Annotated in this window: 13 protein-coding genes; 7 read left to right on the top strand and 6 right to left on the bottom strand. The window is 67.1% G+C overall.

Annotated features, from left to right (window positions below; genetic code table 11):
• The first annotated feature begins 148 nt into the window (after nt 1–148).
• Together ACQR13_RS17660 and ACQR13_RS17655 are read left to right on the top strand one after the other, a co-directional pair.
• Nucleotides 149–1,075 (top strand): sulfite exporter TauE/SafE family protein, encoded by a 927-nt coding sequence (locus ACQR13_RS17660; RefSeq protein ID WP_315717941.1) that lies wholly within the window; start codon nt 149–151, stop codon nt 1,073–1,075.
• Nucleotides 1,072–1,851, top strand: a complete 780-nt coding sequence (locus ACQR13_RS17655) for a TIGR02186 family protein (RefSeq protein WP_315717942.1) — start codon at nt 1,072–1,074, stop codon at nt 1,849–1,851. The genes ACQR13_RS17660 and ACQR13_RS17655 overlap by 4 nt, the downstream gene beginning before the upstream one ends.
• A gap of 11 nt (nt 1,852–1,862) precedes the next feature.
• Here ACQR13_RS17655 and ACQR13_RS17650 read toward each other — a convergent pair whose 3' ends face one another.
• The gene (locus ACQR13_RS17650) at nt 1,863–2,642 is read right to left on the bottom strand and encodes an MBL fold metallo-hydrolase (protein WP_315751272.1); all 780 of its coding nucleotides are present in this window, start codon (nt 2,640–2,642) and stop codon (nt 1,863–1,865) included.
• Nucleotides 2,639–3,559 (bottom strand): DMT family transporter, encoded by a 921-nt coding sequence (locus ACQR13_RS17645; protein ID WP_316185525.1) that lies wholly within the window; start codon nt 3,557–3,559, stop codon nt 2,639–2,641. The genes ACQR13_RS17650 and ACQR13_RS17645 overlap by 4 nt, the downstream gene beginning before the upstream one ends.
• A 97-nt stretch (nt 3,560–3,656) precedes the next feature.
• On the opposite strand from ACQR13_RS17645, the gene ACQR13_RS17640 reads away from it, so the two are divergent.
• The gene (locus ACQR13_RS17640) at nt 3,657–4,523 is read left to right on the top strand and encodes a LysR family transcriptional regulator (protein ID WP_316185526.1); all 867 of its coding nucleotides are present in this window, start codon (nt 3,657–3,659) and stop codon (nt 4,521–4,523) included.
• Between the two features lie 247 nt (nt 4,524–4,770).
• Here the strand turns inward: ACQR13_RS17640 and pdeM are convergent, their stop codons facing one another.
• The 4 genes from pdeM to ACQR13_RS17620 form a co-directional block, all read right to left on the bottom strand.
• A complete protein-coding gene (gene pdeM, locus ACQR13_RS17635; RefSeq protein ID WP_315751515.1) occupies nt 4,771–5,424 on the bottom strand; it encodes a ligase-associated DNA damage response endonuclease PdeM in 654 nt (217 codons plus the stop codon).
• Between the two features lie 49 nt (nt 5,425–5,473).
• Nucleotides 5,474–8,179 (bottom strand): ligase-associated DNA damage response DEXH box helicase, encoded by a 2,706-nt coding sequence (locus ACQR13_RS17630; protein ID WP_434863104.1) that lies wholly within the window; start codon nt 8,177–8,179, stop codon nt 5,474–5,476.
• Nucleotides 8,180–8,471: 292 nt separating this feature from the next.
• Nucleotides 8,472–9,701, bottom strand: coding sequence for an ABC transporter substrate-binding protein (locus tag ACQR13_RS17625; protein WP_316165587.1), 1,230 nt, complete (start codon nt 9,699–9,701; stop codon nt 8,472–8,474).
• Between the two features lie 108 nt (nt 9,702–9,809).
• Nucleotides 9,810–10,736, bottom strand: a complete 927-nt coding sequence (locus ACQR13_RS17620) for a class I SAM-dependent DNA methyltransferase (protein WP_315751268.1) — start codon at nt 10,734–10,736, stop codon at nt 9,810–9,812.
• 115 nt (nt 10,737–10,851) lie between these two features.
• Between ACQR13_RS17620 and ACQR13_RS17615 the strand changes: the two genes are divergently transcribed.
• The 4 genes from ACQR13_RS17615 (at nt 10,852) to ACQR13_RS17600 (ending at nt 14,947) form a co-directional block, all read left to right on the top strand.
• Nucleotides 10,852–11,898 carry a ligase-associated DNA damage response exonuclease gene (locus ACQR13_RS17615; protein ID WP_316195160.1) on the top strand — a complete coding sequence of 349 codons (1,047 nt, stop codon included), beginning with the start codon at nt 10,852–10,854 and terminating at the stop codon, nt 11,896–11,898.
• A complete protein-coding gene (locus ACQR13_RS17610; protein ID WP_434863031.1) occupies nt 11,895–13,769 on the top strand; it encodes an ATP-dependent DNA ligase in 1,875 nt (624 codons plus the stop codon). The genes ACQR13_RS17615 and ACQR13_RS17610 overlap by 4 nt, the downstream gene beginning before the upstream one ends.
• Nucleotides 13,770–13,890: 121 nt before the next feature.
• Nucleotides 13,891–14,199, top strand: coding sequence for a DUF6460 domain-containing protein (locus tag ACQR13_RS17605; protein WP_315717950.1), 309 nt, complete (start codon nt 13,891–13,893; stop codon nt 14,197–14,199).
• A 13-nt stretch (nt 14,200–14,212) separates the two neighbouring features.
• Entirely contained in the window at nt 14,213–14,947 is a 735-nt protein-coding gene (locus ACQR13_RS17600; protein ID WP_315751264.1) for an MBL fold metallo-hydrolase, read from the top strand.
• Nucleotides 14,948–15,014: the final 67 nt, after the last annotated feature.

Genomic DNA, 15,014 nt, shown 5'->3' with positions numbered 1-15,014 from the left:
GACCCCCACGTTCGGCGTCGGTGGATGTGACGTCGACTTCGGGCGGGAATGACTGATCCCTTCGCTGCCATTTTCGGTTATGCAGGAGCTTGGCATCCTGCGTCGCATGCGCGGGATGCTCGCTCGAAGGATCGCAGAGGCCGCGCGGATGCAGATTTATCTTCCGATCGCCGACATCCCGGTCAACATCTTCCTGTTGCTGGCGATGGGCGCGGCCGTCGGCTTCGTCTCCGGCATGTTCGGCATCGGCGGCGGGTTCCTGATGACGCCGCTCCTGATCTTCGTCGGCATCACCCCCGCGGTCGCGGTCGCCTCGGTCTCCAGCCACATCGCCGCCTCCTCGTTCTCCGGGGCGCTGTCCTATTGGCGACGGCGCGCCATCGATCCCTCGCTGGCCGCGGTGTTGATGATCGGCGGCGCGCTCGGCACCGGACTCGGCGTCGCCACCTTCACCCTGTTGCGGTCGCTCGGCCAGCTCGATCTGATGATCGCGCTGTCCTATGTCGTCCTGCTGACGAGCGTCGGCGGCACGATGTTCTGGGAGGGTCTGCGGGCGATGATGCGCGCGCGCCAGGGCGCGGTCGCGACCGTGCGGCGTCCGGGCAGCCATGTCTGGATCCATGGCCTGCCGCTGAAGATGCGCTTCAAGCGCTCGAAGATCTATGTCTCCGTCATTCCGGTGATCGCCATCGGCCTCATCATCGGCTTCCTCGGCGCCGTGATGGGCATCGGCGGCGGCTTCATTCTGGTGCCCCTGCTGATCTACCTGCTGCGCGTGCCGACCTCGACCGTCATCGGCACCTCGATGGTCCTGACGCTCGCGACCATGATGATCGCGACCATGCTGCACGCGATGAGCAATCATCTGGTCGACGCCGTGCTGGCGCTGATCCTGATGGTCGGCGGCGTCACCGGCGCGCAGTTCGGGGCCCGCGCCGGCCAGATGATCCGCGGCGAGCAGCTGCGGCTGCTGCTCGGCCTGCTGATCCTCGCCGTCGGCATCCGGTTCGCGATCGAGCTCGTGATCAAGCCCGACGACCTGTTCACGATCCGCGAGACCGAGATCAGCAGATGACGCCGCTCCGCCTCGCCAGCCTCACCTTCATGCTGCTGCTTGCCGGCGCCGCATCGGCGCGCGCCGAGCGGCTGATCGTCTCGGTCTCCAACCATCGCGTGACGGTGACGCCGAACTATTCCGGGGAGGAGCTGGTGCTGTTCGGCTCGGTCGAGAAGGACACCCAGACCCCGCCGGGTCGCACCGCCTATGACCTCGTCGTCACCGTCCGGGGCCCGCGGGCCGACATGGTGACGCGGCGCAAGGAGCGCAAGTTCGGCATCTGGATCAACACCGACTCGCGCCAGTTCCTCAAGGTGCCCGGCTATCTGGCGCTGTTCGCCAACCGCCAGTTCGATGCGATGGCCGCGCCCGAGGTGCTGCGCCGGCAGCAGCTCGGACTCAACAACGTGCTGCTGACCCAGCGCGTCGGTCCCGACTATGCCGACGTGGTCCCGAACGACGCGTTCCGCAGCGCCTTCGTGCGGCTGCAATCGCAGCACGGTCTGTACCGCGAGGATACGTCCGCGGTGACCTTCCTCACGCCGACGCTGTTCCGCACCGGCATTCCGCTCCCCGCTGCGGTGCCGATCGGCACCTACGAGGTCGAGATCAAGCTGCTCGCCGACGGCGCGCTGGTCACCAAGACGGAGACTGCGTTCGAGATCGTCAAGGTTGGCTTCGAGCAGTTCGTCGCGAACTCGGCGCGGCAGAGCGGCTTCGTCTACGGCCTCGTCACCGCCGCGATGGCGCTGATGACGGGATGGATGGCGTCGATCGTGTTCCGTCGGGATTGATCTTTTTCGCGTCAGTGGGAGGAGCTGGGTGGCGAGGCGATCACCGTCCGCACACCGGGCTCCAGAAGCTTCAGCCGCGCACCGAACCCGAGCGCATCGAAGGTCTTGCGCAGGTCCTGCGCGCTCTGGCGGAAATGCGCCCAGCCATCCGTGTGAACCGGAACGATGGCGGCCTCGGCAAACACGCGCGCGGTCTCGATCGTGTCGTTGGTGTCCATGGTGAGGTGGAACGGCCCGCGTGTCTGCGCCGCTCCGGCAAAAGGCATCACGACGCCAGGCTTGAAACGCCGCGCCACCTCCGCCACGCCGTCATAGAACACCGTGTCGCCACTGACATAGACGGGCGCGCCGTGCTGCGGGATCAGGACGAAGCCGATCACATCGCCCGCGAGCGGCTCGATGCCGGCGGGACCATGGCGCGCCGGCGTCGCCGCGACCGTCAATGTCCTGCCGCCTTTGCTGAGCTGCGTCGTCTGCCACGGCGCCAATCCTTCCGCCAGCGCACCGAGCCTGCTTGCGCCGACTTCCGTCGTGAGCACGCGCGGTGCGCGTCTCAGGAAGGCGCGGCCGCCATGGTCGAGATTGTCGGAGTGCTGATCATGGCTCAGCAGCACCGCATCGACCTCCCCGATCGCCTCAGCGGTCATCGCTGGTCCAGTGAGCTTCTCCAGTACGACATGCGGCAATTCATAGCGGCCGGGAGCATCGAATGTGGGATCGGTCAGCAGGCGGAAGCCATCGATTTCGATAAGGGCGGTCGGGCCGCCGATCAGGGTGATCGCAACACTCATGACGATGCTCCAATGGTACGGGCCGGCGCCCGCGTGACCAGATAGATCCCGAGCGCGACGGGAACGACGCCGAGCAGGTCCTGCAGCGCCACGTGCTCGCCGAGCACCAGGAAGGCGAAGATCATCGCGAGCGGCGGCATCACGAAATGATAGGCGCTGGCCGCGGTCGCGCCGCATACTTTCAAGAGATGGAACCAGAGCACATAGGCCAGGATCGAGCCGCCGAGCACGAGGAAGGCGAACGCGCCGATCAGTTGCGCATTCGGCACGATCTCGCCCACGTGCGACACGCCGAGCGCGACCGGCCATAACACCAGCCCGGCTGAGAGGTTCTGGATGCCGTTGCCGACCCACAGGCTGCCCTGCGGGGCGAGCTGCTTGAACAGAATGGTGCCGGTCACGATCGAGGCCAGCGCCGCCAGCGTATAGAGAATGCCTTCGAGCTGGTCGGTGCCGACGGACATACGGTGCCAGACGATCATGGCGACGCCGACGGTGCCGAGCGCGAGGCCTGAGATTTTGCGCAGGGTCAGCGGCTCGCCCAGCAGCAGCGCCGCGAACACCGCGGTGAACACCGGATTGGCCGAGACGATCAGGCCGCCGAGCCCCGCCGACACCGTCTGCAGCCCGGTGTAGCCGAGACCGAGATACAGCGCGTTGTTGGCGATGCCGATGATCGCGAACACGGCCGCATCGCGCCAGCTCATGCACAGCTCGCCCCGGACCGCCGGCACCACAAGAATGAGGACACCGGCGAGCGAGAACCGCGCCGCGAGCAGCAGCAGCGGCGGACAATAGGTCACCCCGATCTTGCCGGCAACGAAGGCAAAGCTCCACAACAGGCAGAACAGGCCGATTTCGAGCGGCAGTAGATTGGACTTCATGCGGGGTACGGCAACGGAGGATACGGACGACATCGGAGGTCTCCTTCGCCGCCGGTGTAGGGCTGTTCTTTCCCATCTGGAAATTAAATGATAAACTGAAACTCAGTGGTTTTTCAAATGGAGGCCCGGCATGCTCGATCTGGACCTGTTGCGCAGCTTCGTCTCGGTGGTCGAGGCGGGCGGCTTCACCCGCGCGGGCGAGCGCGTCCACCGCACGCAGTCGACGATCAGCCAGCAGATTCGCCGGCTGGAGGACGACCTCGGCCAGACGCTGCTCAACCGCGACGGCCGCGAGGTCACGCCGACCGAGGCCGGCGAACGGCTGTTGTCCTATGCCCGCCGCCTGCTCGCGCTCGCCGAGGAGGCCCGCGACGTCGTGGCGCGGCCCGGACCCGACGGCGCGGTGAAGCTCGGCATCCCCGAGGATTTCGCGGCCTACCGGCTCGCCAAGCTGCTCGCCGCGTTCTCGCGCGCCCACCCCGATCTGCGGCTCGACGTGCGCGCCGACCAGAGCCTCAACCTCAAGCGCGACATCGAGCGCGGCGATCTCGATCTGGCGCTGCTCAAGCGTGGTGCCGACGACGCACACGCAGCGATCGCGGCATGGCCGGAGCAGGTCTATTGGGTGACCAGCAAGAGCCATCCGGTCAACCTCGAGGCCCGCTCGCTGCCGCTGATCGGCTTCCCGCTCGGCTGCATCTATCGCACCCGCGCGATCCATGCGCTGGAGAGCGAGGGACGCGCCTGGCACATGGCCTACACCTCGTCGAGCCTCGCCGGCATCCAGGCCGCGGTCGCCGCCGGCATGGGGCTGAGCATTCTGTCCGAGATGTCGGTGCAGTCGGAGCACCGCGTGCTGACGGCCCGCGAGGGCTTTGCGCCGATCGAGCGCACCGAGGTCGCGCTGCTCGCCTCGCCCGACGCCAGCCCGGCGACGTTGCGCCTGGCCGATCGGCTGGCCGAGTTCTGCGAGAAGGTGCAGGCGAAGGCGGCCTGACGGGCATTCGTCCGCGGCTCCGGCGACCATGGCGCCACGAGGACGCTGCGTTCCCTCTCCCGCTTGCGGGGCAGGGCTAGGGAGGGGGCCGTTCCGACGGTGGTGCGCTTGGCGCCCCCTCTCCAACTCTCCCCCGCAAGCGAGGGAGAGAGCACAGCGATGCGCGCGGCGGGCATGATCAGTCCAACTTCGAATGATCCGTTCGACCTCTGATCACTCATCCAACTAATGAATTTCCATCATCCAACTAATAGCACCGCGCCGCGGCGATGCTGTGCAGGCGTCTATCTCCCAGCACATGCGCGATGAAGGCGCGCTTCGGAAACAGCTTGGCGAAGGCCGCGTCGCGCACGCTCAGGCCCCCGGCATAGGCGCCGAACGCCGGCATCACGGCGCGCTCGCCATCGCAGACGAAGCAGCGCCGCTCCAGCGTGCGCGCTCGTGTCGCGACGCGCGCCTTCGGATGCAGATGGCCGGCGATCTCGCCGCGCGCGCCGGAGGGCTCGTGACGGAACGTCACCGCGCCGAGCGTGACCGCGTCGGCCAGCTCGCCGCCGATGCCGCGCGGGGCCGGATCGTGGTTGCCCGTGATCCAGACCCAGTCGCGGCCGACCTGCAGGTTGGCGATGCAGGCGCGGTCGTCGCCGGTGAGACGCGTATGCGCATCGCGATCGTGAAAGCTGTCGCCAAGCGCGATCACGATGCGCGGATTGTAGTGGGCGATCACGGCTGTGAGGCGATTGAGAGTCGCCACGGTATCGAACGGCGGCAGCAGGGTGCCGCGCGACGCGTAGCTCGAGCCCTTTTCCAGATGCAGATCGGAGACGACGAGCAGACGCTGCTCGTCCCACACCAGCGCGCCGGAGAGATCGACGCGCAGCGCGGTGCCGGCGACGTCCATCATGCCCGATGCGCAGAAAGTCCCCCGCAAGTCCGCCTCGCTTGTCGATCTACCCCATCGCTTCCTTCACGAGTTCCTCGGCAGCCTCGGCCAGGAGCTCGTCGGCGGCCTCGCCATAGACGGATTCGCGGCCGATTTCCAGCATCACCGGCACCGCCAGCGGCGAGACGCGATCGAGTTCCCGATGGGTGATTCGTCCCTCGATGCGCTGGAGCATATCACCGAGCCGCTTCAGATCGAGCAGGCCGGTGGCGGCATCGGCGCGCGCCGCGCGCAACAGCATGTGATCGGGCTGATGCCGGCGCAGGACGTCATAGACCAGATCGGTCGAGAACAGCACCTGGCGGCGCGTCTTCTCCTCGGTCGTCGACCGCCGCGCGATCAGGCCGGAGATGATGGCGCACGAGCGGAACGTGCGCTTCATCAGCGCGGATTCGGCGAGCCACGCCTCGAGATCGTCGCCAAGCATATCCGGGTCGAACAACGCGGCGAGATCGAGCCGCCCCTGTTTGACCATGAGCGACATGTCGCCGAGCCCCCACACCGCAAGCGCATATTCGTTGGCGACGAAGCCGAGCGGCCGGGCGCGCGCCCGCTCGAGCCGGCGCGTCAGCAGCATGCCGAGCGTCTGATGCGCGAGCCGGCCCTCGAACGGATAGCAGACGATGTAGTGCTTGTTGGAGCGCGGGAAGGTCTCGACCAAAAGCTCGCGCCGGGCCGGGATGCGCGACACGTCCTTCTGCAAGGACAGCCAGTCGCGCACCTGCTCCGGCAACGCGCTCCAGGCGGTGCGGTCGTCGAGCAGGCCGCGCACGCGCTCGGCGAGATAGGTCGACAGCGGAAACTTGCCGCCCATGTAGGACGGCACCTTCGGATCGGAATCATTGGCGCGCGACACATAGACCTGGTCCTCGGCCAGCGCCTCATAGCGCACGATCTCGCCGCTGAACACGAACGTATCGCCGAGGGTGAGGCCTTCGATGAACGCCTCCTCGATCTCGCCGAGCAGCCGTCCGCCGCGCGCGATCGCGCCGGTCGTGCCCTTGGCCCCGCCGCGCGAGCGCACCAGCCGCACCTTCAGCATCGCCTCCTCGACGATGGTGCCGACGTTCAGGCGATAGCTCTGCCGCACCTTGGGATTGGCGACGCGCCAGCGTCCCCTCGCATCCTGCTTGATGCGGGCAAACCGCTCATAAGTCTTCAGCGCATAGCCGCCGGTGGCGACGAAGTCGACGACATCGTCGAAATCAGCGCGCGACAGCGACGCATAGGGGGCCGCCGTGATGACCTCCACATAGAGCTCGTCGCTGAGAAACGGCTCGGCGCAAGCGCAGCCGAGCACGTGCTGCGCCAGCACGTCGAGCGCGCCAGTACGCAAAGGCGGCGTGTCCTGCGCATTGTCGGCGATGGCATCGATCGCGACCGAGCATTCCAGCACCTCGAAGCGGTTGGCCGGCACCAGCACCGCCCGCGAAGCCTCGTCGAGCCGGTGATTGGCACGGCCGATGCGCTGCATCAGCCGCGAGCAGCCCTTGGGCGCGCCGACATTGATCACGAGATCGACGTCGCCCCAATCGACGCCGAGATCGAGCGAGGAGGTGCAGACGACGCCGCGCAGCCTGCCGGCCGACATCGCATCCTCGACCTTGCGGCGCTGCGCGACGTCGAGCGAGCCGTGATGCAGGGCGATGGCGAGATTGTCGTCGTTGATGCGCCAGAACTCCTGGAACAGCATCTCGGCCTGGCTGCGGGTGTTGACGAACACGAGCGTGGTCTTGTTTCGCTTGATCAGCTCGTACATCTCGGCCAGCGCATGGCGCGCGCTGTGGCCGGCCCACGGCAGCCGCTCCTGCGTATCGAGCATCTCGACCACCGGCGGCGCGGCGCCGCCGGCGACCACGACGTCGGCCGCGGCTATGCCGTCGCACGGCTGCGGCACCAGGAAGCGCGCGAGTTGCTCCGGCTCGGCGACGGTCGCCGACAGGCCGATCATGCGCATGTCCGGCGCAAGCCGCCACAGCCGCGCCAGCGCGAGCGACAAGAGATCGCCGCGCTTGGAGGTGACCAGCGCATGCAGCTCGTCGAGCACGACGCGCTTCAGCGAGGAAAACAGGAACGGCGCATCGTCGGACGACAGCAGCAGCGCCATCTGCTCCGGCGTGGTCAGCAGGATATCCGGCGGATAGCGGCGCTGCCGCTGCCGGCGGGACACCGGCGTGTCGCCGGTGCGGGTCTCGACCTTGATCGGCAGGCCCATCTCGGAGATCGGCGCCTCGAGATTGCGCGCGATGTCGACCGCGAGCGCCTTGAGCGGGGAGATGTAGAGCGTGTGCAGGCCGGCGGGTCGCGGGATGCGGTTCGCCGTCTGCTTGCTCTTTTCCGTGTTCGCGAGCTCGGCCAGTGCATTCGGCTTGGTGCCGGGTGTCACCATCGACACCGCCGCCGGAGGCCCCCCTCCCCGCCGCTCCCCCACAAGGGGGGAGGGAGCGGAGAGAGCGGATGGCTTGGCAAGAACAGAACGATGCTTCGGCGCGACGGCGGAGCCGAGCTCCACCAGGGTCGGCAGGAACCCGGCGAGCGTCTTGCCGGCGCCGGTCGGGGCGATCAGCAGCGCCGAGCGTTGCGCGCGAGCCTTCTCCAGCAGCGCCAGCTGATGCGCGCGCGGCGCCCAGCCGCGCGCCGCGAACCATTCGGTGAAATGGTCGGGCAGCGCGGCGCTGTCGTCGGGTGGGACTGGTGAGACGCGGGGCGGCACCGGGGGAAGGTAGGCAGTCACGCGCGGTTCGTCGAGGGTCGGGCGATAACACTCGACTGCCTCGACCACCTCCGCCGTCGGCCCAGCCCATGTTGGAGCGCACCGGCGCCTCAGCAAACTCCGTTGTCGTCCCTGCGAACGCAGGGACCCGTAGCCACCGGCTTTTGTGGGACGATGACTTGCAGTGACGCCTCACCGATAGATTCCGCGGTATGGTTCCCTGCGTTCGCAGGGACGACACCGGAGAGTGCGGCCACAGCTCCGGTGTCATCATCCGATGGAGGGAAAATCCCTACTCCGTCATCGGCTTCTCGGAGATGCTCCAGTCCTTGCCGTCGAAGATCGAGATGTAGAGCGTCTTCATCGGCGTATAGTCGTCCGGCGTGTAGGCGTAATTGACGCCATCGAGGAAGAAGGGCGAGTGGAAGCCGGCGAGTGTCGTGGCGTGCTTGAGCACGTTCTCGCGGGTCAGCGTGTCGCCGCAGCGGCGCAGGATCTCACCCATCGACACCGCCTGGCCGTAGCCGGCATAGGCGATGGTGTTGTCGGGATCGATGTTGGGCAGGTACTTGGCGCGCAGCGCCTCGAAGCCCTTGACGTCGGGATCGTCCTTCCATTGCGGCACGCCGGCGTCCTTGGAATAGCGGATCGCGACGATGTCCTTGGCATTCTCGAGGCCGGCGGCAGACAGGATCGAACGGCCGGTCGAGCCCGCCGACAGCAGCTGCAGCGGCTTCCAGCCGAGCTCGGCCACCTTGCGGATCGACTGCGACGAGGCCTTGCCCGTGCTGATGTTGTAGAACACGTCGGCGCCCGACTTCGACAGGTTGATCAGCTGCGAGTCCACCGTCGGCTCGGTGAGATCGTAGGTCTGCTCCATGATCACCTGCGCCTTGCCGCCGGCGTCGGCCAGCACCTTCTTGAACGGCCCCAGGAAGTCACGGCCGAAATCGTCGTTCTGATAGAGGATGCCGATCTTGGCTTCCGGCTTCACGCTCAGCACATGCTTGGCGAGAATGCGCGCCTCCGTCGGATACAGCGGCAGACCGGCCATGGTCCATTTGTAGTTCTTGGGGTCGTTCCACTTCGAGGCGCCGGTGTTGAGCAGGAGCTGCGGCACGCCCTTGGAGTTGAGGTATTTGTGCACGGCGGTCTGCGGCGCGGTGCCGAGCGAGCCGTACAGCGCCAGCACCTCGTCCTGCTCGACCAGCCGCCGCGTCGCCTCGACGCATTTCGGCGCGCTATAGGCATCGTCCATCGTCAGGAACTTGACCTTGCGCCCGTTGATGCCGCCCTGCTCGTTGAGCATCTGGAAATAGGCCTCGCCGACACGGCCGAGCACGCCATACAGCGAACCGGGGCCGGAATGCGGAATGGTCTGGCCGATCTTGATCTCGGTATCGCTGGCGCCGGCATCATATTTCTTCTCGGCGGCCCAGACATGGGGCGAAGCGATCGTCGAGGCGCCGATGGTCGCAAGCGCGGTGGCGCAGAAATCGCGCCGCGTCAGATGTTTTTTCATTTTTGTCTCTCCCTAGACTGCCGACATTTTTTGGCATCGGGAGAGCTGCGGCAAGAGCGAAGTTGCCGCATTGGACGCCGCGTGCAGCGCATTCAATAGCGTCTAGACTCAAGTCCTGGCCGCGACCACGGCCAGCCCGCGCACCGGCAACTGCTCCTCGGTCCGCGGCGACGCCGGCGCGAGATGGGCCAGCTTCAATCCCGCGGCTGCGATCACGCCACGGACATATTCCGCGCCATGGGCATAGCGCAGCCCCTTGCCCATAATGACACCGTCGCCGTCATGGGTCTCGACGGTCAAGGCCAGCAGTCCGCCCGGACTGAGCACACGTTGCGCCTCGCGCAACACCGGGCCGAGGTCGCCGACATAGACCATCGCATCGGCAGCAAGAATGAGATCCGCAGACGCATCGTCCTGGCGCTGCAGCCCTGCGGTCATGTCGTCGACCTCTAGCCCGGCATAGAGCCCGGTGGCGCGCGCCTCCGCGATCATGCCGGCCGACAGGTCGATGCCGATGATGCTGTCGACGTTCTTGGCGAACGCCGCCGCGCCCAGCCCGGTGCCGCAGCCGAGATCGATCGCGCGCTTGAAGTAGGCCGGCTTGCGCTCGGCCGCGCGCACCGCGAGCACCGCCTTGAACAGGATCGCCGGCGCGCGGTAGTTGAGCCGCTCGGTCAGCTCGGCCTCGAAGCGCGGCGCATACTGATCGAACAGCGACTGCACATAGGCCTTGGGCATGTCCGACAGCGGCGCGGCGCCGAGCTGCATCAGATGCACGGCGGCGCCGTGACGATCATCCGGATCGGCGGCATAGGCGTTCTGGAAGGCCGAGATCGCCTTGTCGGTTTCGCCCAGACCGAGACGGATCTTGCCGAGCTCGAACCAGGCCGAGGCGAAGTTGGGGGCGACCTCGATGGCCTGCTCCATCACCTCTGCGGCCGCGACCAGGTCGCCCTTCAATTGCAGGTCGCGGGCGAACTCGTAGCGGCGGTCGGCGATCAGATCGCCGGAGGACAGGAACAGGCGGTGGGGCATGGGAACCATCGTCGTCAATGCGAACTTCTCATCGAGGAGATGGATGCGCGGGTCAAGCCCGCGCATGACGAGATGGAAACTGGCACGGCCTGAAAACGCGTCTTGCATGACCTATATGACCCACATGCGTCCGCAAGACATTCTGCTGCCCGTTCCGTCCGGCCTCTGCTGCAAGGCCGGCGGCTTTCACATCGATCCCGTGCGCCCGGTCGAGCGGGCGCTGATCACCCATGGCCATTCCGACCACGCCCGCGCCGGCCACGGCGCGGTGCTGGCGACCCAGGAAACGCTCGACATCATGCGGCTGCGCTATGGCGACAACTTTGCAGGCTCCACGCAGGCGATCGGCTATGGCGAGCGGATCAGGCTGGGTGACGTCACCGTCAGTTTCCACCCTGCGGGCCATGTGCTGGGCTCGGCGCAAATCAAGGTGTCCTGCGGCGGCACCTGCATCGTCGCCTCCGGCGACTACAAGGATGCGCGCGATCCGACCTGCGCACCGTTCGAGCTGGTGCAATGCGACGTCTTCATCACCGAGGCGACGTTCGGCCTGCCCGTGTTCCGTCACGGCGCCGCGGCGCTGGAGGTGAACAAGCTGCTGGCCTCGGTGGTGCTGTTTCCCGAGCGCGCGCACCTGGTCGGCGCGTACTCCCTCGGCAAGGCGCAACGTGTCATCGCGCTGATCCGCGAGGCCGGCTATGATCGGCCGATCTACCTGCACGGCGCGATGGACAAGATCACGCGCTACTATCAAGACAAGGGAATCGCGCTCGGCGAGCTCCGGCCCGTGAAGGGCGTCAAGAAGGCCGAGCTTGCCGGCACCATCACCCTGGCGCCGCCGAGTGCAACCTCCGACCTGTGGACCCGCCGCTTTCCCGATCCCGTCACCGCCTTCGCCTCGGGCTGGATGCGGGTGCGCGCCCGGGCCCGGCAGCGCGGCATCGAGCTGCCGCTGGTGATCTCGGATCATGCCGACTGGGACGGGCTCACCACCACCATCGCCGCGACCGGCGCAAGCGAGGTGTGGGTCACCCATGGGCAGGAGGACGCGCTGGTGCATTGGTGCCAAGCCAAGGGGCTCGCGGCCCGGCCGCTCGATCTGGTCGGCTACGGCGACGAGGAGGAAAGCGAGGTGGTGGCCACGGAGGACGCCGAGGCATGAACCGCTTCGCCGAGTTGCTCGACCGCCTCGCCTATGAGCCCGGCCGCAACAACAAGCTGCGGCTGCTGACGTCGTACTTCCGCGAGGTCGAGGATCCCGATCGCGGCTACGCGCTTGGTGCGCTCACCGGCGCGCTGTCGTTCAAGCACGCCAAGCCGGCGCTGATCCGCGACCTGATCGCCGCGCGCACCGATCCGGTGCTGTTCGCGCTGTCGTATGATTATGTGGGGGATCTCTCGGAGACCGTCGCGCTGATGTGGCCGAAGGACAGGGCGCATCATCAGCAGCTCGTTCCTGGGTACCCCCCTCCCCACCCCTCCCCCACAAGGGGGGAGGGAGCGCTGACGCGTTCGGAGTTGCTGTCTCGGTCTGCATCGAGCATCACTCCCCCTTCACGTCTCTCGTCCCCCACAGCCGCTCTCTCCGTTCCCTCCCCCCTTGTGGGGGAGGGGCAGAGAGGGGGGCACCCCACGGGCGGTCTCACGAGGGACCCCACACCCGGCCACAACGACCCGCCACCGCCGACGCTGACCGAGGTTGTCACCACCTTGCGCACCCTCGGCAAGACCGAGATGCCGCGGCAACTCGCGCAATGGCTGGATGAGCTCGACGAGACCGGGCGCTGGGCACTGCTGAAGCTGGTCACCGGCGCTTTGCGCATCGGCATCTCCGCGCGCCTGGCCAAGACCGCAGCGGCCGCGCTCGGCGACAAGGAACCGCACGAGGTCGAGCTGATCTGGCCGGGGCTGTCGCCGCCCTATCTCGACCTGTTCGCCTGGCTGGAAGGCCGCGGCGACAAGCCGGTCAATCGCGATCCCGCGCCGTTCCGGCCGGTGATGCTGGCGCATGCCGTCGAGGACGACGACTTCGCCGGCATGAACGCGGCCGACTACATCGCGGAATGGAAGTGGGACGGCATCCGCGTGCAGGCGGTGAGCGGCCGCGAGACCGATGGCCGCATCGTCACGCGGCTGTATTCGCGCAGCGGCGAGGACATCACCGCTGGTTTTCCCGACCTTTTGCCGTCGCTGCACCTGCCGGGCGCGCTCGACGGCGAGCTGCTGGTGGTGCGCGATCAGCGCGTGCAGAGCTTCAACGTGCTGCAGCAGCGGCTGAACCGCAAGACGGTGTCGCCGAAGCTGATGAAGGAGTACCCGATCCACCTGCGCGCCTACGACCTGCTCGGCGACGAGGAGAACGATCTGCGTGAGCTGCCGTTCGCCGAGCGGCGTGAACGGCTCGAGGCTTTCATCAAGCGACTCGACGAACCGCGTGTCGACTTGTCGCCGACCATCGCGTTTTCCACCTGGGACGAGCTGAAGGCCGCGCGCGCCAATCCCGCATCTGCCGGCGCAGGAGGCGATGCCGACGCGGTGGAAGGCGTGATGCTGAAGCGGCGCGACGCGCTGTATCTGCCCGGCCGGCCCAAGGGACAATGGTGGAAGTGGAAGCACGATCCGCACATCATCGATGCCGTGCTGATGTATGCTCAGCGCGGCCACGGCAAGCGTTCCTCCTATTACTCCGACTACACGTTCGGTGTCTGGACGGCGGGAGACGGCGGAGATCAGCTCGTGCCCGTCGGCAAGGCCTATTTCGGCTTCACCGACGAGGAGCTCTTGCAGATCGACCGCTTCGTCCGCCGCAACACCACCGAGAAGTTCGGTCCCGTGCGGCATGTCGTGCACGAGGCCGAGCAGGGCCTTGTGCTCGAAGTGGCGTTCGAGGGCCTGCAGCGCTCGCCGCGGCACAAATCCGGCATCGCGATGCGCTTTCCGCGCATCAGCCGGCTGCGCTGGGACAAGCCGCCGCGCGAGGCCGACCGGCTGGAGACCCTGGAGCGGATGTTGAAGAGCGAGGCGCCGGCGTGACAGCGCCGGGAACATTAATTGCCGGTAACCGGCTTGCGGCGCTGAGCCGGGTTCCCCACCTGCCCTGCCGTGCCTTATAATCGGGATCGCGAATCCGACGAACCCGCCTGGAGACGATGCCATGTCGAACGACGTCAGGGACTATCCGGCCCGCGCCCGCAGCTCGGATGGCCTGTACCGTTTTCTCGGCGGCTCGCCGCTGTCGGTGGCGTTCCGGCTGGTGCTGCTGTCGATCCTGGTCGGCGTCGTGCTGTCGGCGATCGGCTTCGATCCGCTGAACATCCTGCACAGCATCCGGCTGCTGTTCATCCGGCTCTACGAGCTCGGCTTCGACGCCTTCAACTGGCTGTGGCGCTACTTCCTGCTCGGCGCGGTGATCGTGATCCCGGTCTGGCTCCTGTCGCGGCTGTTCGCCCCGCGGGGCCGATAGAGAGCCGCAGCCGATGCAGCTCCGCTTCGTCGGCTGCGGTGACGCGTTCGGCTCGGGCGGCAACTCCAACACCTGCTTCCATCTGACCGGCGCGCAGACGAACCTTCTGATCGACTGCGGCGCCTCGTCGCTGCCGGCGCTGAAGCGGCTCGGCATCGCCAGCAACGCCATCGAACTGATCCTGATCACGCATTTCCATGGCGATCATTTCGCCGGGCTTCCCTTCCTGCTGCTCGACGCGCAGTTTTCGAAGCGGACGCTGCCGCTGGTGATCGCCGGCCCCGCCGGCATCACGGCGCGGCTGACGCAGGTGATGGAAGCGCTGTTCGAGCATTCGTCGCGCACGCCGCGGAAATTCGAGCTGTCCGTGATCGAGCTTGAACCGGAGCAGACGACGCGCTTCGGCGAGGTCTGCGTGACGCCGTTTCCAGTCGTCCACGGCAGTTCGGGCGGGCCGTTTCTCGGCTACCGGATCGAGGCGGAGGGCAAGGTCGTCGCCTACACCGCGGACACCGAATGGACGGAGAGCCTGATCCCGCTCGGCCGCAACGCCGACCTGTTGATCGCCGAGGCCTACACCTACGACAAGGCGGTGAAGAACCACCTCAGCCTCGCGGTGCTGGAGGCGCATCTCGACGCGATCCGGCCGAAGCGGCTGGTGCTCACCCATATGAGCGACGACATGCTGGGCCGGCTGGACCGCATCGGCCATGTGGCCGCGCATGACGGCATGAGCATCGACCTCTAGCCGGGAGGCGCGAAAGGCCGCTAAGAACGGCAGGAACGCGCGTGCCGCGCGCTCTGCCAATCAACGG

Origin of the sequence: Bradyrhizobium sp. HKCCYLRH3059, from assembly GCF_051168035.1 — a bacterium.
GTDB lineage: Bacteria > Pseudomonadota > Alphaproteobacteria > Rhizobiales > Xanthobacteraceae > Bradyrhizobium.
Note: the sequence above shows the minus strand (reverse complement) of the source record. Positions and strands in the feature narration are given on the sequence as shown.